General features: G+C 39.5%; 24 protein-coding genes. 4 read left to right on the forward strand and 20 right to left on the reverse strand.

What is annotated here, in order from left to right; translation table 11 throughout:
* Positions 1-90: 90 nt before the first annotated feature.
* The 7 genes from ACFCYJ_RS09620 to ACFCYJ_RS09650 form a co-directional block, all read right to left on the reverse strand.
* Positions 91-894, reverse strand: coding sequence for a hypothetical protein (locus ACFCYJ_RS09620; protein ID WP_376073652.1), 804 nt, complete (start codon positions 892-894; stop codon positions 91-93).
* A gap of 102 nt (positions 895-996) precedes the next feature.
* A complete protein-coding gene (locus ACFCYJ_RS09625) occupies positions 997-1128 on the reverse strand; it encodes a zinc ribbon domain-containing protein (RefSeq protein WP_376073654.1) in 132 nt (43 codons plus the stop codon).
* Positions 1129-1428: 300 nt separating this feature from the next.
* Positions 1429-2712 carry a transcription termination factor Rho gene (rho, locus tag ACFCYJ_RS09630; protein ID WP_049668004.1) on the reverse strand — a complete coding sequence of 428 codons (1284 nt, stop codon included), beginning with the start codon at positions 2710-2712 and terminating at the stop codon, positions 1429-1431.
* Positions 2713-3050: 338 nt separating this feature from the next.
* Complete coding sequence (glpX, locus tag ACFCYJ_RS09635; RefSeq protein ID WP_376073656.1) at positions 3051-4010, reverse strand: class II fructose-bisphosphatase; 960 nt, start codon at positions 4008-4010, stop codon at positions 3051-3053.
* 95 nt (positions 4011-4105) lie between these two features.
* Positions 4106-5392, reverse strand: coding sequence for a UDP-N-acetylglucosamine 1-carboxyvinyltransferase (locus ACFCYJ_RS09640; RefSeq protein ID WP_376073658.1), 1287 nt, complete (start codon positions 5390-5392; stop codon positions 4106-4108).
* A 62-nt stretch (positions 5393-5454) separates the two neighbouring features.
* Positions 5455-6105 carry a fructose-6-phosphate aldolase gene (fsa, locus tag ACFCYJ_RS09645; RefSeq protein WP_376073659.1) on the reverse strand — a complete coding sequence of 217 codons (651 nt, stop codon included), beginning with the start codon at positions 6103-6105 and terminating at the stop codon, positions 5455-5457.
* Positions 6106-6136: 31 nt separating this feature from the next.
* Entirely contained in the window at positions 6137-6316 is a 180-nt protein-coding gene (locus ACFCYJ_RS09650) for a hypothetical protein (RefSeq protein WP_376073661.1), read from the reverse strand.
* 25 nt (positions 6317-6341) lie between these two features.
* On the opposite strand from ACFCYJ_RS09650, the gene ACFCYJ_RS09655 reads away from it, so the two are divergent.
* Entirely contained in the window at positions 6342-6512 is a 171-nt protein-coding gene (locus ACFCYJ_RS09655; protein ID WP_376073662.1) for a hypothetical protein, read from the forward strand.
* Between the two features lie 128 nt (positions 6513-6640).
* Here the strand turns inward: ACFCYJ_RS09655 and ACFCYJ_RS09660 are convergent, their stop codons facing one another.
* Positions 6641-7495, reverse strand: a complete 855-nt coding sequence (locus ACFCYJ_RS09660) for a class II fructose-bisphosphate aldolase (RefSeq protein ID WP_370044672.1) — start codon at positions 7493-7495, stop codon at positions 6641-6643.
* A gap of 253 nt (positions 7496-7748) precedes the next feature.
* Between ACFCYJ_RS09660 and ACFCYJ_RS09665 the strand changes: the two genes are divergently transcribed.
* Entirely contained in the window at positions 7749-7994 is a 246-nt protein-coding gene (locus ACFCYJ_RS09665; RefSeq protein WP_376073664.1) for a hypothetical protein, read from the forward strand.
* A gap of 355 nt (positions 7995-8349) precedes the next feature.
* Here the strand turns inward: ACFCYJ_RS09665 and ACFCYJ_RS09670 are convergent, their stop codons facing one another.
* A complete protein-coding gene (locus ACFCYJ_RS09670; RefSeq protein WP_376073666.1) occupies positions 8350-8709 on the reverse strand; it encodes a response regulator in 360 nt (119 codons plus the stop codon).
* Between the two features lie 155 nt (positions 8710-8864).
* Between ACFCYJ_RS09670 and ACFCYJ_RS09675 the strand changes: the two genes are divergently transcribed.
* On the forward strand, positions 8865-9395 hold the full coding sequence (locus ACFCYJ_RS09675) for a DUF2529 family protein (RefSeq protein WP_376073667.1): 531 nt from the start codon (positions 8865-8867) through the stop codon (positions 9393-9395).
* 51 nt (positions 9396-9446) lie between these two features.
* Here ACFCYJ_RS09675 and ACFCYJ_RS09680 read toward each other — a convergent pair whose 3' ends face one another.
* The 4 genes from ACFCYJ_RS09680 to ACFCYJ_RS09695 all read right to left on the reverse strand — a co-directional run bounded on the left by ACFCYJ_RS09680 (position 9447) and on the right by ACFCYJ_RS09695 (position 12803).
* Positions 9447-11039, reverse strand: coding sequence for a CTP synthase (locus ACFCYJ_RS09680; RefSeq protein ID WP_376073669.1), 1593 nt, complete (start codon positions 11037-11039; stop codon positions 9447-9449).
* A 723-nt stretch (positions 11040-11762) separates the two neighbouring features.
* Positions 11763-12308: a DNA-directed RNA polymerase subunit delta gene (gene rpoE, locus ACFCYJ_RS09685; protein ID WP_376073671.1), complete on the reverse strand. Its 546-nt coding sequence runs from the start codon at positions 12306-12308 to the stop codon at positions 11763-11765.
* 150 nt (positions 12309-12458) lie between these two features.
* Positions 12459-12620, reverse strand: coding sequence for a hypothetical protein (locus ACFCYJ_RS09690; protein ID WP_376073689.1), 162 nt, complete (start codon positions 12618-12620; stop codon positions 12459-12461).
* Positions 12621-12803, reverse strand: coding sequence for a hypothetical protein (locus ACFCYJ_RS09695; RefSeq protein WP_376073672.1), 183 nt, complete (start codon positions 12801-12803; stop codon positions 12621-12623).
* Between the two features lie 46 nt (positions 12804-12849).
* On the opposite strand from ACFCYJ_RS09695, the gene ACFCYJ_RS09700 reads away from it, so the two are divergent.
* On the forward strand, positions 12850-13032 hold the full coding sequence (locus ACFCYJ_RS09700; RefSeq protein ID WP_376073674.1) for a hypothetical protein: 183 nt from the start codon (positions 12850-12852) through the stop codon (positions 13030-13032).
* 45 nt (positions 13033-13077) lie between these two features.
* On the opposite strand, the gene icmF is transcribed toward ACFCYJ_RS09700, so the two are convergent.
* The 7 genes from icmF to ACFCYJ_RS09735 all read right to left on the reverse strand — a co-directional run bounded on the left by icmF (position 13078) and on the right by ACFCYJ_RS09735 (position 24282).
* The gene (gene icmF, locus ACFCYJ_RS09705) at positions 13078-16326 is read right to left on the reverse strand and encodes a fused isobutyryl-CoA mutase/GTPase IcmF (protein ID WP_376073676.1); all 3249 of its coding nucleotides are present in this window, start codon (positions 16324-16326) and stop codon (positions 13078-13080) included.
* 129 nt (positions 16327-16455) lie between these two features.
* Positions 16456-17088: a TetR/AcrR family transcriptional regulator gene (locus tag ACFCYJ_RS09710; protein ID WP_376073678.1), complete on the reverse strand. Its 633-nt coding sequence runs from the start codon at positions 17086-17088 to the stop codon at positions 16456-16458.
* 3 nt (positions 17089-17091) lie between these two features.
* Positions 17092-18228 (reverse strand): acyl-CoA dehydrogenase, encoded by a 1137-nt coding sequence (locus tag ACFCYJ_RS09715; RefSeq protein ID WP_376073679.1) that lies wholly within the window; start codon positions 18226-18228, stop codon positions 17092-17094.
* 173 nt (positions 18229-18401) lie between these two features.
* On the reverse strand, positions 18402-19538 hold the full coding sequence (locus ACFCYJ_RS09720; RefSeq protein WP_376073680.1) for an acyl-CoA dehydrogenase: 1137 nt from the start codon (positions 19536-19538) through the stop codon (positions 18402-18404).
* Between the two features lie 69 nt (positions 19539-19607).
* Positions 19608-20459 (reverse strand): 3-hydroxybutyryl-CoA dehydrogenase, encoded by an 852-nt coding sequence (locus ACFCYJ_RS09725; protein WP_376073687.1) that lies wholly within the window; start codon positions 20457-20459, stop codon positions 19608-19610.
* Positions 20459-21664, reverse strand: a complete 1206-nt coding sequence (locus ACFCYJ_RS09730; RefSeq protein ID WP_376073682.1) for an acetyl-CoA C-acetyltransferase — start codon at positions 21662-21664, stop codon at positions 20459-20461. The genes ACFCYJ_RS09725 and ACFCYJ_RS09730 overlap by 1 nt, the downstream gene beginning before the upstream one ends.
* A gap of 428 nt (positions 21665-22092) precedes the next feature.
* Positions 22093-24282: a heterodisulfide reductase-related iron-sulfur binding cluster gene (locus ACFCYJ_RS09735; protein WP_376073684.1), complete on the reverse strand. Its 2190-nt coding sequence runs from the start codon at positions 24280-24282 to the stop codon at positions 22093-22095.
* Positions 24283-24550 lie beyond the last annotated feature (268 nt).

A 24550-nucleotide genomic window follows, 5' to 3' on the forward strand; every position in this document is an offset into this window, starting at 1 on the left:
CGGCTACATATGTACACGTTGCATACTTAGCAATAATACCATATGAAATATACAATTGACAATAGTTTTGAGTGTATTAACGATCAGTTATTAAAAAAATTTAAACACTTCACCTATTGCAGAGTCTATTATAAATGAAAAAACAATCGAAGATAAAATACATGTTACTACTAAATAGAAAATAAAACCGTAAAAACTATCAATATTTTTAGATTTATTACTTAACAACTTAATCATTACAAACATAGGGATGATACCAATAGCTAACGCAAATCCAATATATATCATCATTGTTGAATACGAAAATGATTTCAACAACCCTAATAAAATACTTAAAACCATAATAGCTATAGGTAGTGTATAATAGTTTCCTATTTTACTAATAACATTTGTAAAACTTAGACTTTCTGAAAATAGTTTTGCCGTTAAAAATATAGCAAAGATACTTATTGCTATTAGTAAAGAAATAAATAAAGACATGTAAAAAAATACTTGCATGAAGGATGGGCCAAAGCTTTCAAAGAAACCAAATCCTCCAGAAAAGAATCCTTTTATTAATGTGAATACTGATAATGCTGTTAATACAACATAGATAATCATACTAATAAAACTATTTTTCCAAGTAGCTTCTACATTAAAATTTGCGGATGGCATTTTTAATTGTTCTAAAAAATAATTAAAGTATAACTTAGATTGCTTTTTAATTAATTCAATTTGCTCATTACTTTGCGTAGTTCCCTGAGCAGTCTGCGCATATTGCGATTGTGGTTGTTCATCACTCATGCTACTCGTTGTCGCTGCTTGTTCATGTGCAGCATTTTCAAATGGCGCTCCACATTTCCCACAAAATCTTCCTTCATCCTGTGCATGACCACATGCTAAACAGTTTTTCATATGTACACCTCATTAACTTTTTGTCTTTTTCGCATCTAAGTTGTCCATTTTCATACGAAAAGACATATTTCTTTTTTATGTTCATCATCAGCGGAACCTTCTTTATATCACGATTGCAGCTTTATCACAGTATGCACAAAACGATACTTCCTCACTATTTCGCGCCCCACAATTTGTGCAAAATTCCACTAATAATACCCATTCACTATATATTATAACAAAATTATACAACACAAAATTATAAAATAATACATTTGATTACTATAATTATTCATACCTTTCTTTGATTATTTGTTTTCTATACCATTTTCCTGGTTAAATTTATTGGAGATCAGCGTCACGTCCTGTGATAACGCCTTCGTTTTGGCCCAAGCGGCCCATCGGACAATCAACTCCACGTTATTGTGATGAATTCATTTTTAGATGAATACTTTGAAGATTTATCGGAACAATTTCAAATTTTATCGGAATATTACCGCACGGTATGGTAAAAAAAATCACCATCGACTATCGCTAGTCAATGGTGATTCATGTTTATAGTAGACCTTTACCTTTAGTAGCTTTTTTCATATCTTCATTTAACTTTTCAAAGAATTCTTCATTTGATTTTGTCGTACGTAATTTTTTCATGAAGCGCTCCGCAAAATCAGGTGCGTCCGAGAATGTTTTACGAATTGCCCATAGCTTTTCAAGTTGCTCAGGCTCAAGAAGAAGCTCTTCCTTACGTGTACCTGAACGGCGGATATCAAGCGCAGGGAAAATACGACGCTCTGCTAATTGGCGATCAAGATGAAGCTCTAGATTACCTGTTCCTTTAAATTCCTCATAAATGACCTCATCCATACGAGATCCTGTATCCACTAAAGCTGTAGCTAAGATTGTTAAACTACCGCCTTCTTCAATATTACGTGCAGAACCGAAGAATCGTTTTGGTCGATGGAAGGCAGCCGGATCAATACCACCCGAAAGTGTACGACCGCTCGGAGGAATAACTAAGTTATACGCTCGTGCTAAACGTGTAATAGAATCCATTAAAATAATAACATCACGCTTATGCTCAACTAAGCGGCGTGCACGTTCTAACACAATTTCTGCAACTTTCACATGATTTTCTGGAACCTCATCGAAAGTCGAGCTCACTACATCTGCATTCACTGAACGTTCAATATCAGTTACTTCCTCAGGGCGTTCGTCAATAAGTAATACAATTAACTCTGCATCTGGATAATTGGTTGTAATTGAATTTGCGATTTCTTTTAATAATGATGTTTTCCCTGCCTTTGGTGGTGCAACGATCAATCCACGCTGCCCAAACCCTACAGGTGCTACTAAATCCATAATACGAGTCGATAAATTGCGTTGTGTTGTTTCAAGCTTAATTTGTCGATCAGGATATAAAGGTGTTAATGCAGGAAAATGCACACGTTCCTTAGCCACTTCTGGGTCTTCACCGTTCACAGCATCTACCTGTAGCAGTCCATAATAGCGTTCATTTTCTTTAGGTGGACGTACCTTACCAGATACCTTGTCCCCATTTCGTAGGTCAAAGCGACGAATCTGAGAAGCAGAAATATAAATGTCCTCTTTACTTGGAGAGTAGTTAATTGGTCGAAGGAAGCCAAAGCCTTCTTGCGAAACAATTTCTAGTACACCTTCCATAAAGAAATAGCCTTCTTGCTCCGAACGTGTTTTCAAAATAGCAAATATTAATTCTTTTTTCGTTAGCTTGCTATAATATGAAATTTTATATTGGCGTGCAAGGGCGTAAAGCTCCTTTAACGTCATGTTTTCTAATTGAGCGATTGTCAATGCAGACATATGCACAACTCCAGTCTTTTTCAAAATATAATTTCATTTTTGGGGTTATCATAGAAGTTTTTTGCGATAGGCTTAGTGATCCATATCGCCTTGGCGTAATTTGTTACACTTTGCTTTCACTACAATAGCATTTTGCTAAATGAAGATAAAGTTAATTTTTTCGTACCTGTCAGCATTTTCAGTTGTTCGTTAGAAATTAAGCAGGGCGATAGATACTTCAATTAACTAGGCAAAACATTGAAGCATAACATAGCCTTATAAAACTATGGGATGGTTGAAAATTTAGAAGAAGGTACCTAGTGCAAAAAGATGCACTAGGTATATTTTAGAAGAAAATTTTATTTATAGCTAGGTTTTTTATCAAGAGCGTGACGACCTTCTACAAATCGCACAGTTCCAGATTTAGCTCGCATAACTACTGAATGTGTTAATGCGTAGGCTCCTTTATACTGAACACCTTTTAATAACTCACAATCTGTTACAGCAGTCGCTGCAAAAATAGCATCGTCACCTTTAACTAGGTCATCTAAATAAAGAACTTTTTCTACGTCTACACCCATTTTTTTGCAGCGTTCTAACTGTTCATCATCTTCTGGCACTAGCTTCGCTTGGAAGTCTCCACCTAGACATTTTAATGCAACAGCTGAAATAACACCCTCTGGTGCACCACCTGTACCAAACATAATATCAATGCCAGTTTCATCAAAAGCAGTATTGATAGCTGCTCCAACGTCACCGTCTTGAATAAATTTAATACGTGCTCCAGCTTCTCGGATTTCATCAACAATTGCTTGGTGACGTGGTCGATCTAAAAGTGTAGCTACTACGTCTGAAATATCTTTATTTTTAGCTTTTGCTACCTGTAATAAATTATACGTAACAGAAGCGTTAATATCTACCTTACCAGCCGCTTCTGGTCCTACTGCAATTTTCTCCATGTACATATCAGGCGCGTTTAACAGGTTACCTTTATCTGCAATAGCAAGAACTGTCATTGCACCATTTGTACCCTTCGCTACAATATTTGTACCTTCTAATGGGTCAACTGCAATATCTACTTGAGGACCACCATTGCGTAAGCCAAGCTCTTCACCAATATAAAGCATTGGTGCTTCATCCATTTCGCCTTCACCAATCACTACTGTAGCATGCATTGGAATTGTATCGAACATTGCGCGCATCGCTGTCGTTGCTGCATCATCTGCCTCAATTTTTAAACCGCGACCCATCCATTTCCCGGATGCGATTGCTGCTGCCTCTGTTACTCGTACTACTTCCATCGATAAACTACGTTCCATTGTCTTATTTGCCTCCCGTTATCGGCATATTTCTTCGCCGAAACATTCAAATTACCTCTATTGTAACATAGTTAGTTCAAAACTTTTAGCTCTCATTATTCCTTTGTCTCTGCTACGCGTGCCATTATTGTTTCACGTCGAATATCAGCGCCTAAATCACGTAATTTCTCAATAAGTGAGCTATAGCCACGCTCAATATGATAGATATCGTGAATTTCTGTTTCGCCTTCCGCTAAAAGGCCTGCTAATACTAATGCGGCACCAGCACGAAGGTCTGTAGCGGTTACAGTTGAACCTTGTAATTTACTAGGGCCTGTAATCATAGCTGTATTTCCTTCAACGCGTGCATTGGCATTCATACGACGAAGTTCATCAATATGCTTAAATCGAGCTGTATAAATTGTATCTGTTACCTTTGAGGAACCAAATGCTTGAGACATTAATACAGAAAGTGGTTGCTGAATATCCGTTGGGAACCCAGGATACACTAATGTTTTTACATCAACGGCTTGCAATGTGGTAAGGTCTGTTTTTGGCACAAAAATACTTTCTTCACCGATTTCGATTTTTACGCCCATTTCACGAAGTTTTGCAGTAATCGCCTCTAAATGCAATGGAATTACATTATCAATAGTGATGCCTTCACCTAAAGCGGCAGCCATGATCATAAACGTAGCAGCTTCAATACGATCCGGAATAATCGTATGCTCCGTACCATGAAGCTCCTCTACGCCTTCAATACGGATAACACTTGTACCCGCACCTTTAATATTAGCTCCCATGTTAGTAAGAAGGGTTGCTACATCAATAATCTCCGGTTCTTTTGCTGCATTTTCAATAACCGTACGTCCTTTTGCAAGAACAGCAGCTAACATAATATTAATGGTTGCTCCTACACTGGCAACGTCTAAATATATTTTGGCACCAATTAATTCATCAGCACGTAAATAAATCGCTCCATGCTCATTCGTGATTTTCGCACCTAATGCCTCAAAGCCTTTAATATGTTGATCAATAGGACGCGGCCCTAAAAAGCAGCCTCCCGGTAAACCGATCACAGCTTTTTTAAAGCGACCAAGCATTGCTCCCATTAAGTAATAGGAAGCACGAAGTTTTTTCACGTTGCCGTTCGGTAATGGCAACGCAATCATATCTGTTGGATCAATTGTCATTACGCCATCCTCAAATGACACTTCTCCACCGATTTCCTCTAATAATGCCTTTAACGTCCACGCATCAGAAATTTCTGGTAGCCCTCCAATTGTCACTGGAGAGTTCGCCAAAATTGATGCTGGAATCAAGGCGACTGCACTATTTTTTGCACCACTAACTTTTATTGTACCCTTTAGACGATTTTCGCCTGTAATTTTGTAAACATCCATTTCGCTTTCTCCCTCATGATTGGAAAGTAATTTTTCTGCAATTGGCTCACTATATAATCTTATTATTCGCCTTTTCTCTTATTCCAATCCGCTAAAAATCCTTCAATTCCTTTTTCCGTTAATGGATGATTGAAAAGTTGCTTTAATACTTTAAAAGGAGTAGTCGAAATATGTGCACCAGCAAGTGCTGCAGCTGTTACATGTTGTGGATGACGAATAGATGCAGCAATAATTTGCGTATCGATATTATGGATTGTGAAAATATCTGCAATCGTTTCAATTAGTTCTACACCGTTTTGACCCATATCATCTAAACGACCGATAAATGGTGATACATATGTAGCACCCGCACGAGCAGCCATTAATGCTTGGTTGGCACTAAAGATTAATGTTACGTTCGTTTTAATACCTTTGTCTGCAAAGAAGCGACATGCCTCTAAGCCAGCTGGAGTCATTGGCAGTTTAACTGTAATATTCGGAGCAATTGCAGCCAATTCTAAGCCTTCTTTAATCATACCTTCCGCATCTAGAGCAATTACTTCCCCGCTCACTGAGCCATCTACAAGCTCTGTGATTTCACGAAGTCGATCATGGAAAGAAACATTCTCTTCTCTAGCAACTAACGATGGGTTTGTTGTAACACCTGATAAAATCCCCCATGCGTGTGCTTCTTTAATCTCTTCAAAGTTTGCTGTATCAATGAAAAATTTCATTATATTTCCTCCTGATCACTGTTTTGGCTCATTACCATAACGTAGGGTTGATTTCCGTACCGGCTGGGCGCTTTGTTGTTGCTGTCGCTACGCTTTCGCACAGATAAAATATTTGTTGCTGACGCTTCGCTTTCGCACAGATAAAATATTTGTTGCTGACGCTTCGCTTTCGCACAGATAAAATATTGTTGCTGACGCTTCGCTTTCGCACAGAGCAAAGCTTCCTGGGACGTCCGATGAGCCGCTTAGGCCTACACGATGTAGGTCACGAAGGCGTTATCACAGGACGCGATATTTTTAGCCTTCGTTCCTCTATTGCTAATCCCCAAGGAGTCGCCCAGCCTTCACTCCAATCAACTTATTTACATAGTATACGTTTTAACAAATGTCATCCCCACTTTTGGTGATGAGCCTTATATTAGAATTTTCGCCAAAAATTTTTTATTTCAAAAACAAGAGAAGGTCGATAACAACATCAACACTTCTCTTAGTATGTGTATTCATCTCTGCTTTTTTAGCATATTAGATACTAAAATTATGCTTTTTGCGCACTACCAAATTCACGGATTTTCCCGATAACTGTTGCTTTAATCGCTTCACGTGCCGGAGCAAGGAATTTACGAGGATCATAAACAACTTTATCATTATCAAGAACTTCACGGATTACTTTTGTAGCAGCAATTTGATTTTCAGTATTAACATTAATTTTTGCTGTACCTAATGAAATTGAACGTTGAATATCTTTTGTTGGAATACCTGTACCACCATGTAATACTAATGGAAGATCTGCTAAGTTTGAGATTTCTTCCATTTCTTTAAAGCCTAAGTTTGGTTCTCCTTGGTAAGGACCATGTACAGAGCCAAGTGCTGGTGCTAAGCAGTCGATATCTGTTAGCTCAACCATTTTACGGCATTCCTCTGGATCAGCGTACATAATACCACCGATTACGCCATCCTCGTCACCGCCTACTGTGCCAAGTTCAGCTTCAACAGAAACACCTTTCGAATGAGCATACTCAACTACTTTTGAAGTAGTCGCAACATTTTCCTCGAATGGATGATGAGAAGCATCAATCATAACGGAAGTAAAGCCTGCATCAATTGCTTCTTTACATTTTTCAAAGCTTGAACCATGGTCAAGATGAATAGCTACAGGTACCGTAGTGCCATAAGATTCCATTAAACCTTTTACCATGTGTACAACGGAGATAAATCCGCCCATATATTTTCCTGCACCTTCAGAAACACCTAGAATAACTGGAGATTTTTCCTCTTCAGCTGCTTGTAAAATTGCTTGAGTCCACTCAAGATTGTTGATGTTGAACTGACCAACCGCATAACCTTCTGCTTTTGCTTTAATTAACATCTCTTTCATAGATACTAATGCCATACTAAAAATCCTCCTCTTAGGACTATTCTTTCTACATAGATATGCTATTTAATCATAGCAAAAATAACAGCCCCTGAAAAGCAGGGGCTGTTATTTTCTACGCGAAAGCGGAGTGCAACGTAGCGACAGCGTCTTGTTTTCTGCACGTAAGCGGAGTGCAACGTAGCGGCAGTGCCCAACCGTAGTGTAGTGCAACGGAACGAAGGTTTAGCCCCTGAAAAGCAGGGGCTGTTATTTTCTACACGAAAGCGGAGTGCAACGTAGCGGCAGTGTCAACCGTAGTGTAGTGCAACGCAACAAAGGTCCAGTGGCTGGAACAAAACTGGTCAAAACCTTAAAAAGCGCGAGAAATCAAATTAGAAACGTTGATTTCTTGCGCTTTTTTGATGTTAAATTTTACGTAAAAAAATATGCTTATGTCATAAGCGACGCAAATTATCAGTGCGGTCAGATAGTGTTGCATGAAGGTAGATGTCGATATTTTTCGAAAGTTGGGTGATAAATTTAAAAAGTTGGGTGATAAATCGAGAAAGTTGGTTGATAAATTAAAAAAGTTGGTCGATAAATCGAGAAAGTTGGTCGATAAACAAACAATCAAAAGTTCTCGATAAATCTCAAAACTGCAGCTCATTAAAGATTTTTGTCGCTGTCATTGCATTGCGCTGCGCTGCAGAAAAATAAAAGCGGCTCGTCGGACGCTCTCTGAAAAGCGCCCAGTCGGAACGGAAATCAACCCCACGTTATAGTGATGAGCCATTTATTGTGGAAGCAAAATGATAGTGAAACGGTAGAAAACTTCTACTAATCGTATAATAACCATAAAAAACAGGCTGTGTTGACCACTGCCTGTTCGTCTAAACACTTAATATTTTATTAACCTCATCACGCACTTCAAAAATATCAAAAGGCTTAGTAAAATATCGAATTGCTCCTAAATCTAATGCCTCCTGTACAACGTCCAATTCACCATATGCTGTCATCATGAAAACCGGGAGTTGTGGCCACTTCTCTTTTAAGCGCTTTAAAATTTCTATGCCATCCATCCCTGGAATTTTCATGTCTAATAGGACACAATCTATTTCCTCCTCCTCAGCATACTTCAGTGCTTCCATACCATTTGCAGCTAAATATGTACCATAACCTTCTTTTTTCAACACTTCATTTAAAAGTAAACGAATTCCCGGTTGATCATCGACAATTAGTAATCGTTTCACATTTCATTCCGCCCTTTTCGAGTTATTATTCTTACGTAAAATTCTCTCTATTATGTATTATTCTCCTTTAACCTATTAATACCTTCTAGTATTATAAATTATCTACTTTTGCTTTATGCTCTTTTCAAACCTATAATATTGATTGAGGTGGGACCATGTCAAAAATTCTAACAACACAATTGAGTGGATTATTACAAAGAATAACACAAAATGAAGAAGAAGCTATTGAAGAAACAGCGCGATTACTTGCACAAGCTGGTATTAGTGAAGGTAATGTCTATTTCGCATGCTTTGGCGAAATGCAAATTGTCGAATTAAACGCATTTCAAGCTGTAGAACGTTTTACGAAGTTAGTCCCTTGGACAAAAGATACAGTTATCACGGAAGCGGATCGTGTTTGCATTTTTACACGTAGCGCACACGATGAGGATGCATTAGCATTAGCACAGCAATTAAATAATCAGTTTATTCCATTTGCAGCCGTTGCTAGCGAAGTTGCTAATTCCGAAAATCCACTAGCAGATTTAGCGTATACGTATATTTCAACACGCATGCGAGGTGGTTTATTACCGAACGATTTAGGAAAGCGCATAGTTGTGCCACATGCTATTGCTGCCCTTTTTGTTTATGAAGCCGTAAAAATTGCGTATGATGAAATGCTTGGTCTTGATGACGAAGAGCTATAAAGAATCTATAAAAAAGAGTTGTCTCAGCATTTGAGACAACTCTTTTTTGCATTATTTAAATGTTGCGCCGATAAAATCACGGAACAATGGCTGTGGACGGTTTGGACGTGATACTAACTCAGGGTGGAATTGGCATGCTACGAAGAAATTATTTTCTGGCAACTCGATAATTTCCACTAATTTACCGTTAGGACTTGTACCTGAGAAGACAAGACCTGCAGCTTCCATTGCTTCACGATATTCATTGTTAAATTCATAACGATGGCGGTGGCGCTCATAAACTAGCTCTTGACCATAGGCTTTGCTTGCCTTTGAGCCATCTCTTAACTTACATGGATATAAACCTAAACGTAATGTACCACCGATGTCTACACTGTCGTTTTGATCTGGTAGGAAGTCAATAATAGGATATTCCGTATTTGGATCAAGCTCTGTAGAATGCGCTCCTTGTAAACCAAGTACGTTACGAGCAAATTCTACTGTTGCAAGCTGCATACCTAGGCAAATACCTAAGAATGGTACATTATTTTCACGAGCATATTGTGTCGCTAAAATTTTACCTTCAACTCCGCGATCACCGAAACCACCTGGAACTAAAATAGCGTCAGCCCCTTTTAATAGCGTAGCAACATTGTCAGCATCTACATGTTCTGCATTAATCCAGTCAATCTCAATATCAGAATTAAATGCATAGCCTGCATGTTTTAATGCCTCTACAACAGAAATGTAAGCATCTTGTAGTTCTACATATTTACCTACTAATGCTACTTTTCGTTTATTTGGTAAGCTCTTCACTTTCGCTACAAGCTCGCGCCATTCTTCCATATCCGCCTCTGGTGCTTCAATGCCAAAATGGTCAAGCACGATATCATCAATATCTTGTGCATGAAGGTTTAAAGGTACTTCATATAAATGTTCTGCATCACGAGATTCAATAATTTCATGTGGCTGAACATCACAGAATAAAGCTAATTTTTCTTTCATATCTTCAGGCACTTCTTGCTCTGTGCGCACAACGATAATATTTGGTTGAATACCTAAAGAACGTAATTCTTTTACAGAATGCTGAGTTGGCTTTGTTTTTAACTCACCCGCAGCTTTAATATAAGGAATAAGCGTACAATGAACATACATCACATTGTTATGGCCTAAATTTGTTTTCATTTGGCGAATTGCTTCAAGGAATGGTAATGACTCAATATCCCCAACTGTTCCGCCTACTTCAGTAATAACTACGTCTGCGTTTGTTTCGCGACCAGCTCGTTGAATACGATCTTTAATCTCATTTGTAATGTGAGGAATTACTTGTACTGTTCCACCGTTGTAATCACCACGGCGTTCTTTTTGTAATACAGACTGATAAACACGACCTGATGTTACTGTAGAATGCTTTCCTAGGTTAATATCAATGAAACGTTCGTAGTGACCTAAGTCTAAGTCAGCTTCTGCGCCATCATCTGTTACGAACACTTCACCATGTTGATAAGGACTCATTGTACCTGGGTCAATATTGATATATGGGTCAAATTTTTGAATCGTTACTTCTAATCCGCGATTTTTTAATAAACGACCTAGAGATGCTGCTACAATCCCTTTTCCAAGTGAAGACACAACCCCACCTGTTACAAAAATATACTTCGTCATGAAAAAATTCCTCCTTATGTTGTTCTAGAAATTGCTAGTAAGAAAAGTACATTCACGCCACATGCTGATTCTAAGCATTGATGCCAATGTTTCGACAGGCTAAGAAAATAAATATTTCTCACCCCTAAAATAAGAAAAGCCGAGAATGCCTACACATGTAGTCGATTCGAAGCTGTAATCGTTTCTATCTCTTTTCTACTTTCAATTATGCCTCGGCATAATTGCGTCCGGGAATCGGTTTTGTGCTTAGGCCTGCACGAGGGCCGACACGATGTCGGTCATTTCGGTAATGCCACAGGACGTGGCGTTTTACCGATGCAGGTCAGTTAACCGTTATCGCATGGATGCGATGTTTTTAGGTTAACATCTTTTAAGAACTCCTTTCCGATTCCGTGACATCCGCCGAAGGCTTTAACTTCTTTCAGCAACCCGCTGAAAGAAGGAAGTTTTAACATTTATTCAATCACCGATTATTATACATCATGAATAATTTAGAGCATTTATATTCATTCCGTAGCTATAAACATGGGAGAACTTGATTGAAAAAAGTTAAAAAAAATAAAAAAACGCTCCTCCTGCATAGGTTTGCAGGGGGAGCGTATTACATACACGGTCTTTCTCCTTTAATAAGGAGCCCAAGTAAAAGATTAAACGTAACCGTGATAGAAGTCAAGATTTTTTACTACAAGGATAAAAGAAAGAAAATTTCAAAGAGTAATTATCTTAGACTTCTTCCTCTTCTTCAAATTCTTCTTCATCTTCATCGATAAAGTCCTCATCGATTTCTTCATCGATGTCCTCTAATTCTTCTTCATCAAAGTCGATCTCTTCTTTATCATCTGCTGCTGCTTCTTCTTCATCTTCTTCATCTTCTTCAACGAATTCTTCATAATCTTCATCAAAGTCAATGTCTGCCTCTTCTATATCTTCATCTAAATCATCTTCATCCTCAACGGCAGCTTTAGATTTTTTCTTATGAGTTTTAACAGAAGGAGCTGTTTCTTCTTCAATCTGTTCAACTTTATACCATTCACGTAAGCCCCAGCCTGTTTCTTGATTAAATAAGAAGCGGCCATCTACATTTAGATCTGTGTAAAATTGTAGTAGGCGACCTTTTATTTCCTCATCACTATGGCCAACAAACTCTTGAATAATTGTTAATAAGTCATTAAAAGACACTGAGGCACGTTTTTCATTTAAAATTGCATAAGCTAAGTTAATTAACGATTCTTCCGTTAATTGTTCTTTTGTCATTTCACGAAAATTCATTCGTGCACTTCCTTTCTCTCATCGCAATGGACGTTTTAAAATTCATATAGCTTTATTTTCGGAGCGCAGCAAAAAAAGGCCGCACAAAAGTAACTTTCCATCATAAGCATAATACCCATTATATACAAAGTATTATCCTCATTGCTAGCTTCAATTACTGTTTTTTATATCACGCATTTTTTTTATCCCCAAGTAAAACAAATAGAGAGATAATAATAGTAAAGGAACAGCGCCAATTTGCTTATCATACAGGAAAATGACTCCTACCACCAAAGCTAAAATAATGATGTAGTTAATAGCTGATTTCATCACCTATTGCGCCTCCCCTTTTTTTACATTTCTATTATAACGGAAATAAAAAGAAGTGCCTAATCCTAAGACTAGACACTTACAACTACACCAACATTTTGCACAAAATGGAATCATCACCAAAACGAGTGGTTGATTTCCGTTCCGACTGGGCGCTTTGTTGTTGCTGTCGCTACGCTTTCGCATAGAAAACATCCGCTTCGCTGCAGGGTCTCGGCCAACAGATGTTTTTTTGCGCGAAAGCGAAGCGGCAGCGGCAACAGCACCGATGTTGGTCACGAAGGCGTTATCACAGGATGTGATGGTTTTAGCCTTCGTTCCTCTATCGCTAATCCTCGAGGGGTCGCCCAGTCTCCACTCCAATCAACTTATTTACATAGTAGACGTTTTATCAAAAGTCATCCACAATTTTTGATGATGAACCACAAAATGGAATAGTTGTTATACGGCAAGAAGATCATTACATATTACGACGATATTGTCCGCCTACCTCGTATAAAGCATTTGTGATTTGCCCTAAGCTAGCGACTTTTACGGTTTCCATAAGCTCCGCGAAAATATTACCGTTGTTTACAGCTACTTGTTGTAAACGAGCAAGAGCCGCTGCGTTCTCTCCTTCATGTTGCTTCCAGAAGGCATGTAAATTACGAATTTGTGTCTCTTTTTCTTCCGTCGATGCACGCGCAATTTCCATATTGTTAATTTCATCTTCAGAAGGCGGATTTGGATTTAAGTATGTGTTTACACCAATGATTGGTAACTCACCTGAATGCTTTAGCATCTCGTAGTGCATCGATTCCTCTTGAATCTTACCACGTTGATATTGTGTTTCCATTGCACCTAGTACGCCACCACGATCATTGATACGATCAAACTCTTCTAGTACCGCTTCTTCTACAAGGTCTGTTAACTCTTCTACGATAAACGCTCCTTGTAATGGATTTTCGTTTTTCGCTAAGCCATGTTCCTTCGTAATAATCATTTGAATGGCCATCGCACGACGTACAGATTCTTCCGTAGGCGTTGTAATGGCCTCATCATATGCATTCGTATGCAATGAATTACAATTATCCTGTAATGCCATTAACGCCTGTAACGTTGTGCGGATATCATTAAAATCAATCTCCTGCGCATGCAAACTACGTCCAGATGTTTGGATATGATATTTTAATTTTTGCGCTCGTTCATTGGCACCGTACTTATCACGCATGACAACCGCCCAAATACGGCGGGCTACACGTCCAATAACTGTGTACTCTGGATCCAGTCCGTTAGAGAAGAAGAATGATAGATTTGGCGCAAAGTCATCAATATTCATTCCTCGACTTAAATAATATTCTACATACGTAAAGCCATTTGCTAATGTAAAGGCCAACTGTGATATTGGGTTCGCACCAGCTTCGGCAATATGATAACCAGAAATAGATACGGAGTAATAATTACGAACTTTATGATCGATAAAGTATTGCTGAATATCCCCCATCATACGTAACGCAAACTCTGTTGAGAAAATACATGTATTTTGCCCTTGATCTTCTTTTAAAATATCTGCTTGCACGGTTCCACGTACAACCTGTAATGTTTTCTCTCGTGTCTCCGTAAATTCTTCAACTGTCAAAGGTCGGCCTAGTTCTTTCTCACGTAGTTTCACTTGCTGATCAATAGCCGTATTCATGAACATCGCCAAAATAACCGGTGCTGGACCGTTAATTGTCATCGACACTGAAGTTGATGGTGCACATAAATCAAAGCCTGCATAAAGCTTTTTCATATCCTCTAGTGTACAAATGGATACACCTGACTCTCCAACCTTCCCATAAATATCTGGTCGGTAATCTGGGTCCTCACCGTATAACGTTACCGAATCAAATGCTGTTGATAGACGTTTCGCATCATCATCTTTCGATAAATAATGGAATCGTTTATTTGTACGCTCAGGCGTTCCCTCGCCAGCAAATTGTCGTTTCGGATCTTCCCCTTCACGTTTAAATTGGAATACTCCCGCTGTATATGGGAATTCACCAGGTACATTTTCTCTATAAACCCAGCGTAAAATTTCACCATAATCTACGAATTTCGGCAAAGCAACTTTAGGTATTTTTGTACCAGAAAGGCTTATTGTCTTTAAAATTGTTCGAATTTCTTTATCACGAACTTTCGTGACAAATTCGTCTCCTGCATACGCTTCTTTTAAAGCATGCCAATTATCTAATATACGTTTAGACTCTGCCGTTAATTCATCTCTAACACCTTCCGCTAAAGAAGTAAGAGATGCGATAAGTGCATCATTTGGCGCTTTTTCCTTAATCGCTTCAATAGCTCCCTCTAATTGGAATAGACGACGAGCAAATTCCACCTGTTGCTCTGATTTTTTATGATAGCCACGCACAGTATCTGTGAGTTCTCGTAAATAATAACGACGGTCGTTCGGAATGATAACATCTTGTTTTTGGGTTTTCGCAAATTGCTCATAGCCTGTTTCCCAATTACTACCTGTCTTCGTATTAATGATATTTACTAATGCAGCAAATAAAGCATTCGTTCCTTTATCATTAAATTGACTGGCAATCGTACCGTACACAGGCATAGTATCAATCGATTCATCCCAAAGCTCTCGTGAACGTTGATATTGCTTCTGCACTTGACGTAATGCATCCTCAGAACCTTTGCGTTCAAATTTATTGATAGCGATCACATCCGCAAAATCAATCATGTCAATTTTCTCAAGCTGTGTTGGCGCACCAAACTCACTTGTCATGACATACATAGATAGATCAGTGTATTTTGTAATTTCCGCATCACCCTGACCAATACCACTTGTTTCTACAATGATTAAATCATAACCCGCTACACGCGTTACATCTAGCACATCCCCAATGGAAGCAGTAAGCTCTGTACGAGATCCACGTGTTGCTAAACTACGCATATATACGCGATTATTGAAAATCGCATTCATACGAATTCGGTCACCAAGTAAAGCCCCACCTGTCTTTTGCTTTGTCGGATCGACAGAAAGAATAGCTACGCGCTTATCCGGAAACTCTTTCAAGAAACGGCGAATTAATTCATCTGTTAAAGAAGATTTACCCGCACCACCTGTTCCAGTAATACCCAATATAGGCGTTCCTTTTGAGCGTTTGTGAGCTTCCGCTAGCATTTTTTTCGTTTCTTCATCATCATTCGACTCTGCAGCAGTTAATAAATTTGCTAAAATTTCAGGTGTTTCTGTGGATAGAGCATCCAGCTTTTCTTGATAGCTACCTATAGCAGTCGGGAAATCAGTTCCTTTAATTTTCTCATTAATCATCCCTTGTAAACCTAAAACACGCCCATCCTCTGGTGAGAAAATCCCTGCAATCCCGTAAGCATGTAGCTCTTTAATTTCACGTGGTAAAATAACACCACCGCCACCACCATAAATTTTAATATGTGGCGCCCCTTTTTCACGTAGCAAATCATACATATATTTAAAGTATTCCATATGTCCGCCTTGATAAGATGATACCGCAATACCTTGAGCATCCTCTTGAATCGCAGCATTTACGACTTCCTCCACGGAGCGGTTATGTCCTAAATGGATTACCTCTACACCGCTTGATTGTAAAATACGTCGCATAATGTTAACCGAAGCATCATGTCCATCAAAAAGACTTGATGCTGTAACAAAACGCACGTGATTTTTTGGACGATATACTTCTACCTTTGTCATATGAAATCCCCACTTTCTCCCCTTAATCAATTACACCTTTGTGTGATGAAACAGCTTTCTATTTATAAAAAAAATCGGTAATTGCAATGTCGCTTTATGCAATTACCGACAACCCCTTTACAGAACTTATTAGAACCCCTTTATGCCTGAAATAAACAATGTTATTTGCATTTCAATAAATTCGTCAATAGAGTGCTGACGATGGAGCGCCCATTTACGGAATGCCCAGCTTTGTCCAGAAACGACTAAGTTATTTGCTGCCAAGTGAATTTGTTTATCTGTCATCGTTATTTCACCTGACTGCACACAGCGTTTTAGTAATCGCTCAAAAGTAGCAACCATTTCAAACTCTTTACTAAATACATAACGTTGCGCTTCTTTCGACAATGATTTAGTTTCCTGATACATGATTGTCAGCTCATCAACCAAACTATCAATTTGCAAGAAATACTCTCGAATCATTTCCTTTAACTCTTCAATCGTTCCTGCCTTAATCTCAAAACTTGAAAGTCGCTCCATCGCATGGTGATAAATACTATCACATACAAGGTAAAGGACGTCTTCCTTCGTACGAATATATTCATATAATGTTCCGATACTAAAGCCTGCAGCTTTTGCGATTTCTCTCGTTGTGGCACGATGAAACCCTTTTTCTTTAAATAATTTAATGGCTCCCTCTATCATCTGTTCTCGACGAATGGCGATAAGATTTTCATCTTTTACCGTTGACTGTACTTGGGGTCTTTGATCTCTTTCTGTCATACGTTATTTTGTCAACATACGAGAGATAACAAGTCGTTGAATCTCTTGTGTACCTTCGTAAATTTGTGTGATTTTTGCATCACGCATGAAGCGCTCAACCGGATAATCCTTCGTATAACCATATCCACCAAAGACTTGAACCGCCTCAGTTGTTACACTCATCGCCGTATCGCCAGCCATTAATTTTGCCATTGCAGATGCCTTACCATAAGGTAGACCATTTGATTCTAGCCAAGCCGCTTGGTATGTAAGCAGTCGAGATGCTTCAATTTGAGTTGCCATATCTGCTAGTTTAAAGGATATACCTTGGTTGGCAGTAATCGGCTTACCAAATTGCACACGCTCTTTACCATATTCAACCGCTGCATCTAGCGCGCCTTGTGCAATCCCTAGAGCTTGTGCCGCAATACCATTACGTCCTCCATCAAGTGTTGTCATCGCAATTTTGAAGCCTTCTCCCTCAGCTCCAAGCATGTTTTCTTTCGGTACACGACAGTTATCAAAAATAATTTCAGTTGTAGGAGATGAACGAATTCCTAGTTTTTTCTCCTTCTTCCCTACCGAGAAACCTTCATAGCCAGCTTCAACTATAAAAGCAGTTGTGCCATGTTTAGCTTCTGGATCTGTTACTGCAAATACAACATATGTATCTGCTACTCCACCGTTCGTAATGAAAATTTTCGAGCCGTTTAAAATATAATCATCGCCATCACGTTTTGCATATGTTTTCATGCCACCCGCATCAGAACCTGATCCTGGCTCCGTTAAGCCATATGCACCGATATGTTTACCTTCTGCCATTGGGCGAAGGTATTTTTGTTTTTGCTCTTCATTACCAAATTTAAAGATCGGCCAACCAGCAAGTGAAGTATGTGCTGATAAAGTTACCCCTGTTGAAGCACATACACGTGATAATTCCTCTACAGCAATGACATATGCAAGATAATCAAAGCCTGCACCGCCGTATTCTTCTGGCCATGGAATACCTGTTAAACCTAACTCCGCCATTTTATCGAAAATTGCACGGTCAAACTCTTCGTTCTCGTCACGTTCAGCTGCTGTTGGTGCTACTTCATTAATAGCAAAATCACGAATCATTTCACGTAATTGCTCATGCTCTTCTGTTAATTGAAAGTTCATTGTCCATTTCCCCTTTTTCGTTAGACTCAGTTAGTGCTATATTGTTGATTTCTGTATGTGATCATGTTTCTGTAGTATTGCTTCGGAACACTGAGCGAACCTCTAGTAACCTAAAGCGTTTTCCTGAATCGACATCATCCATAAAAAATCAACTTTGCAACATTCATCAGACTTTATTTAAGTAAATGTTTACTAATGACTAGCTTTTGAATTTCACTTGTACCCTCGTATATCTCTGTCACCTTTGCATCTCGGAAATAGCGCTCTACAGGATAGTCTTTTGTATAGCCGTAGCCACCAAAAATCTGTATAGCGTCTATCGCTGTTTGTACTGCCGTACGTGAGGCAAACAGTTTCGCCATCGAGGCCTCGGCTCCGCATGGCAACCCTTTTGTACGTAGATCCGCTGCACGATAGACTAGTAATTTTGCTGATTCTACGGCAGTTGCCATATCAGCAAGCTTGAAGCCAACCCCTTGTTGCGCTGCAATAGGCTTTCCAAATTGAACACGCTCTTTTGCATATCCAGTAGCTGCCTCTAGTGCTGCTTCAGCAATGCCTAGAGCTTGTGCTGCGATTCCAATGCGTCCAACATCTAAGTTAGCCATTGCAATTTTAAAGCCTTCCCCTTCCTCCCCAAGAAGGTTTGCGGCTGGAATGCGACAGTTGTCGAATGTTAGTTGAACTGTACGTGAGCCGTGTAGGCCCATTTTATGTTCATCTTTACCTATGATTAAGCCTGGTGTTCTTTTTTCAACAATAAATGCTGAAATACCACGTGTTTTTTCAGTTGGATTCGTTGAGGCAAAGACAATATAAACATCTGCTTCTCCGCCGTTTGTAATAAACACCTTGGAGCCGTTGATGACATAGTCATCTCCATCTCGCACCGCTTTGGATTGTAAAGAGCCAGCGTCAGAACCAGCGCTAGGCTCTGTTAAACAAAATGCCCCTAAATAGTCCCCTGCAGCAAGCTTTGGAACATAACGTTTCTTCTGTTCATCGTTGCCGAAATAAATGATAGGGTTTGTTCCAACCGAAGTATGTACAGATAAAATAACACCCATTACTGCACTAACCTTCGATAGTTCATTGATTGCAATTATGTACGATGTAAAATCCATCGCTGAGCCGCCTAATTCCTCAGGCGTCGTGATCCCCATTAAACCTAATTCTCCCATTTGCGCAAGGAGTTCACGCGGAAACTCTCCTGCTTCCATACGTTCTACCCACGGTTCAATTTTATCCTGAGCAAAATTACGAACCATATCACGCATCATTATTTGTTCATCTGTAAATTGTAAATGCATCTATTATGTCACCCCTGTATGTTGTCCCGTAGCATTGTACTTCATTTGAATTGTCCCATCCCCATAGGATTATTCATAAACGTAAAAGCCTCTTCCAGATTTTTTACCTAGCCAGCCTGCTGCCACATATTTACGAAGCAATGGACAAGGTCTATATTTACTATCACCTAAGCCCTCATGTAAAATCTCCATGATGGATAGACATGTATCAAGACCAATAAAATCTGCTAATGTTAATGGCCCCATCGGATGATTCATGCCGAGCTTCATCACATCGTCAATGGCTTCTTTCGATGCTACACCCTCATACAATGCGTAGATCGCTTCATTAATCATTGGTAATAAAATACGATTCGAAATAAAGCCTGGGAAGTCATTTACTTCCACCGGCGTTTTCGATAATTTTACTGTCATGTCTTCAACCACTTTGTAGACTTCATCACTAGTAGCTAACCCTCTAATAATTTCTACAAGCTTCATAACCGGTACAGGATTCATAAAGTGCATACCAATCACTTGCTCTGGACGATTTGTGACAGCTGCAATTTCCGTAATTGGTAAAGATGATGTATTCGTAGCTAAAATGGCATGTGCCGGTGCAATCTGATCAATTTGCTTAAAGATGGATTGCTTCACTTCCATATTCTCCACTGCTGCCTCGATGATAATATCTACGTCACTAGCATCCTGTAAATCTAGTGACATACTAATACGACCTAAAATAGCCGCCTTCTCATCCTCAGTTTTACGACCCTTTTCAACATCACGTGTCAGGTTTTTCGTCATTACGCCTAAACCACGTTCGAAAAATTCTTGCTTCATGTCGTTCAGTTTGACGTCATAGCCAGCTTGTGCACAAACTTGTGCAATCCCGGAGCCCATTTGCCCAGCACCAATAACCATTACTTTTTGAATTCCCATCATTCGTGTCCCCCTGTTTTCGGTACTTCAATCATAATCGCATCGCCTTGCCCTCCACCTGAGCAGATAGCAGCAATTCCGATACCACCGCCACGACGTTTTAAATCATGCGCAAGTGTTAAAATAATGCGTGCTCCAGATGCTCCAATTGGATGACCTAACGCAACTGCACCACCGTTAACATTGACCTTTTCAGCATCTAAATCCGCCAGTTGCTTGCTGACAAGAGCTACCGCTGCAAATGCTTCATTGATTTCGATCAAATCAATGTCAGCTAATGATTTCCCCGTCTTTTTAAGTAATTTGTTAATGACAAGCCCTGGTGTTTGTGGGAAGTTCTCAGGCTCAATCGCAAGCTCTTCATGGCCGATAATCACTGCAAGCGGCTCTCTACCTTCACGCGCCGCACGTTCCTCACTCATTACTACTAAGGCACACGCACCATCGTTAACGCCAGGTGCATTCCCTGCTGTAATCGTTCCGTCCTTGTCAAAGGCTGGCTTGAGTTTCGCAAGTACCTCCATTGACGTACCGGCTCTTGGTGCCTCGTCCGTATCGATATGAAGCGGTTCTCCCTTACGTTGTGGAATTTCCACAGGCACAATTTCTTCAGCAAAGTAACCTTTTTCAATTGCTGCAAGTGCACGTTCATGACTGCGAACAGACCAAGCATCCTGCTCCTCACGGCTTAACGAATATTCTTTGGCCGTTGTATTACCGTAGCTTCCCATATGCGGCCTTGTCTTATCAAAGGCACATGTTAAGCCATCATATAGCATGCCATCTACCATTGTTGAGTCGCCCATGCGTAAGCCTGTTCGACCATTTTGTAGATAATACGGTGCATTCGACATGGATTCCATACCACCAGCGATAATTACTTCTTCGTCCCCTAATCGAATTAGCTGATTCGCTAGTGTTACAGCACGCATCCCTGACGCACAAACCTTGTTAATCGTTTCTGTTTTCACTGCTACTGGTAAATTTGCTTTGATCGCAGCCTGCCTTGAAGGAATTTGGCCCTGTCCCCCTTGTAAAACGGAGCCTAAAATTACTTCATTCACTTCATCAGGCGAAATATTCGCTTTCTCAAGTGCCCCTTTTATGGCAATTGCGCCTAAATCACTCGCGCTTAATGCTGATAGTGAACCTCCAAACTTACCAAATGCAGTTCTTGCTCCTGCTAAAATTACTGCTCTATTCAAGTAAAACACCCCTTTTGTTTTACGTTCTAGAAGAAGTATAAGAGCATCTGCGTTGACTGAACGCTCGCTCGACCTCTTGCTATGAAAAATGGGAGTTAGTATCAATTTGCCCCGGCATAATTGCGTCTGGAATCGACTTTGTGCTTAGGCCTGCACGATGCAGGTCAGTTAGCCGTTATCGCATGGATGCGATGATTTTAGGCTAACATCCTAAGTGAACTCCTTTTCGATTCCATGACATCCGCCGGAGGCTTTAACTTCTTTCAGCGGGTGTTTGGATACCCGCTGAAAGAAGTTAGATCAACTCCCATTTCCATTTAATCTTATTCTACAAAACAATTATTTATTGTGCAATTTATATTTTTCAGATAACTAAAATATTTCTGCAATAACCATTATTTTTCTGCGTTAGTTTCTGCATTCTTGTCTTATTCGACACTGTCTACAGAGGCTACTACTTCTTCAACCATTACATCCGCTGCTTCTTCAACAGACTCTTCGACAGCTTTCACTTTTTCACCAAATACTGAACGCTCCAATAGTTCTGCAACATCGAATGTACTGATTGTATCTTCAACCTCTTTTGCCTTTGTACCATCCTCAAGCATTGTTAAGCAGTAAGGACATCCAGAAGAAATAACTGAAGCATCCGTTGCTAAAGCTTGCTCTGTTCTTGCTACGTTAATTCGGTTGCCGACATGCTCTTCCATCCACATTAAGCCGCCACCTGCACCACAGCACATTGCTGACTCACGATTACGCTCCATTTCCACAAGCTTAACACCTGGAATACCACGTAATATCTCGCGTGGTGCATCATAAACATCGTTATAACGACCTAAATAACAAGAATCGTGGAAAACAATCGTTTCATGAACTTCGTAATTTAACGCTAGACGATTTTCATCAATCAATTGATTCAATAGTTCAGTATGATGGTAGACCTCGCCCTTCCAGCCAAAATCTTGATATTCATTTTTAAAGATATTATAAGCATGAGGGTCAATCGTAACGATTTTCTTCACGTCGTTTTTCTCAAATTCATCAATATTCGCTGTTGCCAGCTCTTGGAATAAAAACTCATTTCCTAATCGACGTGGAGTGTCCCCTGAGTTTTTCTCTTTATTTCCTAAAATCGCAAACTTCACGCCTGCCTCGTTTAATAAACGACAGAAAGCTAAGGCAATTTTTTGTGAGCGGTTATCAAACGCCCCCATTGAACCTACCCAGAATAAATATTCCATTTCTTCACCTGATTTTTTCAGCTCTTTCACTGTTGGAATATGAATTGTTGGGTCTAGGTCACGCCAATTTTCTTTTTCTTTACGGTTTAAGCCCCAAGGATTGCCTTGACGTTCGATATTTGTCATCGCGCGTTGTGCATCAGGGTTTACTTTTCCTTCAGTCATTGTTAAGTAACGACGTAAATCAATAATTTTATCGACATGCTCGTTCATTACAGGACATTGATCCTCACAGTTACGGCAAGTTGTACATGCCCAAATCTCTTCTTCTGTAATGACATCGCCGATTAAAGAAGGGCTGTAGATATCTTCAATGACTGCCCCCTCAGCACCAGCTGCCATCGCTAGCTGATTCCCCTTTGTTTTCGCAAAGAATTGATAAGGTACCCAAGGCTTTTGCTTTGTCTCAACAGCACCTGTAAATGTTAAATGATCACGTAGCTTCACGATTAAATCCATCGGTGATAGCATTTTTCCTGTACCTGACGCTGGACACATATTTGTACAGCGTCCGCACTCTACACAGGAATATAAATCTAGCATTTGTTTTTGTGTAAAGTCTTGAATACGTCCAACACCAATTGCTGGAATATCCTCTTCATCTTCAGCATTTTCTAATGCTTCAAAATCAATCGGTGTTAAAGTACCTGTACGATCTAAACGGTTCATGTACACATTGATTGGGCTCACAATTAAGTGGAAGTGCTTCGATTGTGGTACATACACTAAGAATGTCAATAGAATCAATAAGTGTGCCCACCACATTACATAGAAAACAACCGCCGCCGCTGATGCTGGTAAGAAGCTAAAAATAGCAGCAATACCAGAAGCAACTGGCTCTGTATAAGTTAGTCCTTCACCATGCCAAATTATTCCCATACCATTTGCAAGCAATGTGGATACCATTAACCCGCCAATGAATATTAAGACAAGTCCATTTTTCCAGCCTCGTTTTAGACGTACTAACTTTTCTACATAACGACGGTAAAATGCCCACACAACCGCCACTAAAATCATTAATACTACAAGCTCTTGGAAGAATGTAAACACACTGTAGAAAATGCCAAGTGGCAAATGTGACCCAGGAGCTAACCCCTTCCAAATTAAATCAATGGCACCTAGCTGCACCATCAAAAATCCATAGAAGAACATAACGTGAATTAAACCACTTTTCGGATCTTTTAATAGCTTATTTTGGCCAAGTACATTGACCATAAGATAACGAATTCGTTCTTGAACACTTTCATCAAACTCAACCTTTTTCCCCAATTGCACAAACTTATAGCGTGTTTTTAACAGATAGAAGAATAATCCCACTGCATAAAACACAACCACGACTGTTAGAACAATGTTTGCAATTACTAATGGACTCATGGTTGGTCCCCCCTTTAGTTCGTCGTAAGTTTCTCTCTTTGTGGTAAATTTGCTAGTTCAATCATTATATTCCTATTCTAATAAATGAGTGAGCATTCAGTCAACATAAAACGGAAATATTTCTGATAATTTTATATTCTTACATTTTACAAGAAAAAAAGCCACCCTGAATTTAAAGTGTACCCTTTGTAAAGGACATTTTGAAAAAAAGCTAGGCAACTTTTTGAAGCTGCTGTCTGTATTTTGCAGGCGGCAGCTTTTTCAAGTT

It is taken from the genome of Lysinibacillus sp. NPDC056232, assembly GCF_042267565.1.
Classification (GTDB): domain Bacteria; phylum Bacillota; class Bacilli; order Bacillales_A; family Planococcaceae; genus Lysinibacillus.

Bases quoted from the DNA above. Each gene is read 5' to 3' on its own strand.
- ACFCYJ_RS09710 (WP_376073678.1), bottom strand. From the start codon at position 17,088: ATGACAGAAAGAGATCAAAGACCCCAAGTACAGTCAACGGTAAAAGAT.
- ACFCYJ_RS09640 (WP_376073658.1), bottom strand. From the start codon at position 5,392: ATGGATGTTTACAAAATTACAGGCGAAAATCGTCTAAAGGGTACAATA.
- rpoE (WP_376073671.1), bottom strand. From the start codon at position 12,308: ATGAATTTTCGTGAAATGACAAAAGAACAATTAACGGAAGAATCGTTA.
- rho (WP_049668004.1), bottom strand. From the start codon at position 2,712: ATGTCTGCATTGACAATCGCTCAATTAGAAAACATGACGTTAAAGGAG.
- ACFCYJ_RS09695 (WP_376073672.1), bottom strand. From the start codon at position 12,803: ATGCGAAAGCGTAGCGACAGCAACAACAAAGCGCCCAGTCGGAACGGA.
- icmF (WP_376073676.1), bottom strand. From the start codon at position 16,326: ATGACAAAGGTAGAAGTATATCGTCCAAAAAATCACGTGCGTTTTGTT.
- ACFCYJ_RS09660 (WP_370044672.1), bottom strand. From the start codon at position 7,495: ATGGCATTAGTATCTATGAAAGAGATGTTAATTAAAGCAAAAGCAGAA.
- ACFCYJ_RS09655 (WP_376073662.1), top strand. From the start codon at position 6,342: ATGAGCCGCTTAGGCCTACACGATGTAGGTCACGAAGGCGTTATCACA.
- ACFCYJ_RS09715 (WP_376073679.1), bottom strand. From the start codon at position 18,228: ATGAACTTTCAATTAACAGAAGAGCATGAGCAATTACGTGAAATGATT.
- ACFCYJ_RS09720 (WP_376073680.1), bottom strand. From the start codon at position 19,538: ATGCATTTACAATTTACAGATGAACAAATAATGATGCGTGATATGGTT.
- ACFCYJ_RS09735 (WP_376073684.1), bottom strand. From the start codon at position 24,282: ATGAGTCCATTAGTAATTGCAAACATTGTTCTAACAGTCGTGGTTGTG.
- ACFCYJ_RS09680 (WP_376073669.1), bottom strand. From the start codon at position 11,039: ATGACGAAGTATATTTTTGTAACAGGTGGGGTTGTGTCTTCACTTGGA.
- ACFCYJ_RS09620 (WP_376073652.1), bottom strand. From the start codon at position 894: ATGAAAAACTGTTTAGCATGTGGTCATGCACAGGATGAAGGAAGATTT.
- ACFCYJ_RS09675 (WP_376073667.1), top strand. From the start codon at position 8,865: ATGTCAAAAATTCTAACAACACAATTGAGTGGATTATTACAAAGAATA.
- glpX (WP_376073656.1), bottom strand. From the start codon at position 4,010: ATGGAACGTAGTTTATCGATGGAAGTAGTACGAGTAACAGAGGCAGCA.
- ACFCYJ_RS09725 (WP_376073687.1), bottom strand. From the start codon at position 20,459: ATGGGAATTCAAAAAGTAATGGTTATTGGTGCTGGGCAAATGGGCTCC.
- fsa (WP_376073659.1), bottom strand. From the start codon at position 6,105: ATGAAATTTTTCATTGATACAGCAAACTTTGAAGAGATTAAAGAAGCA.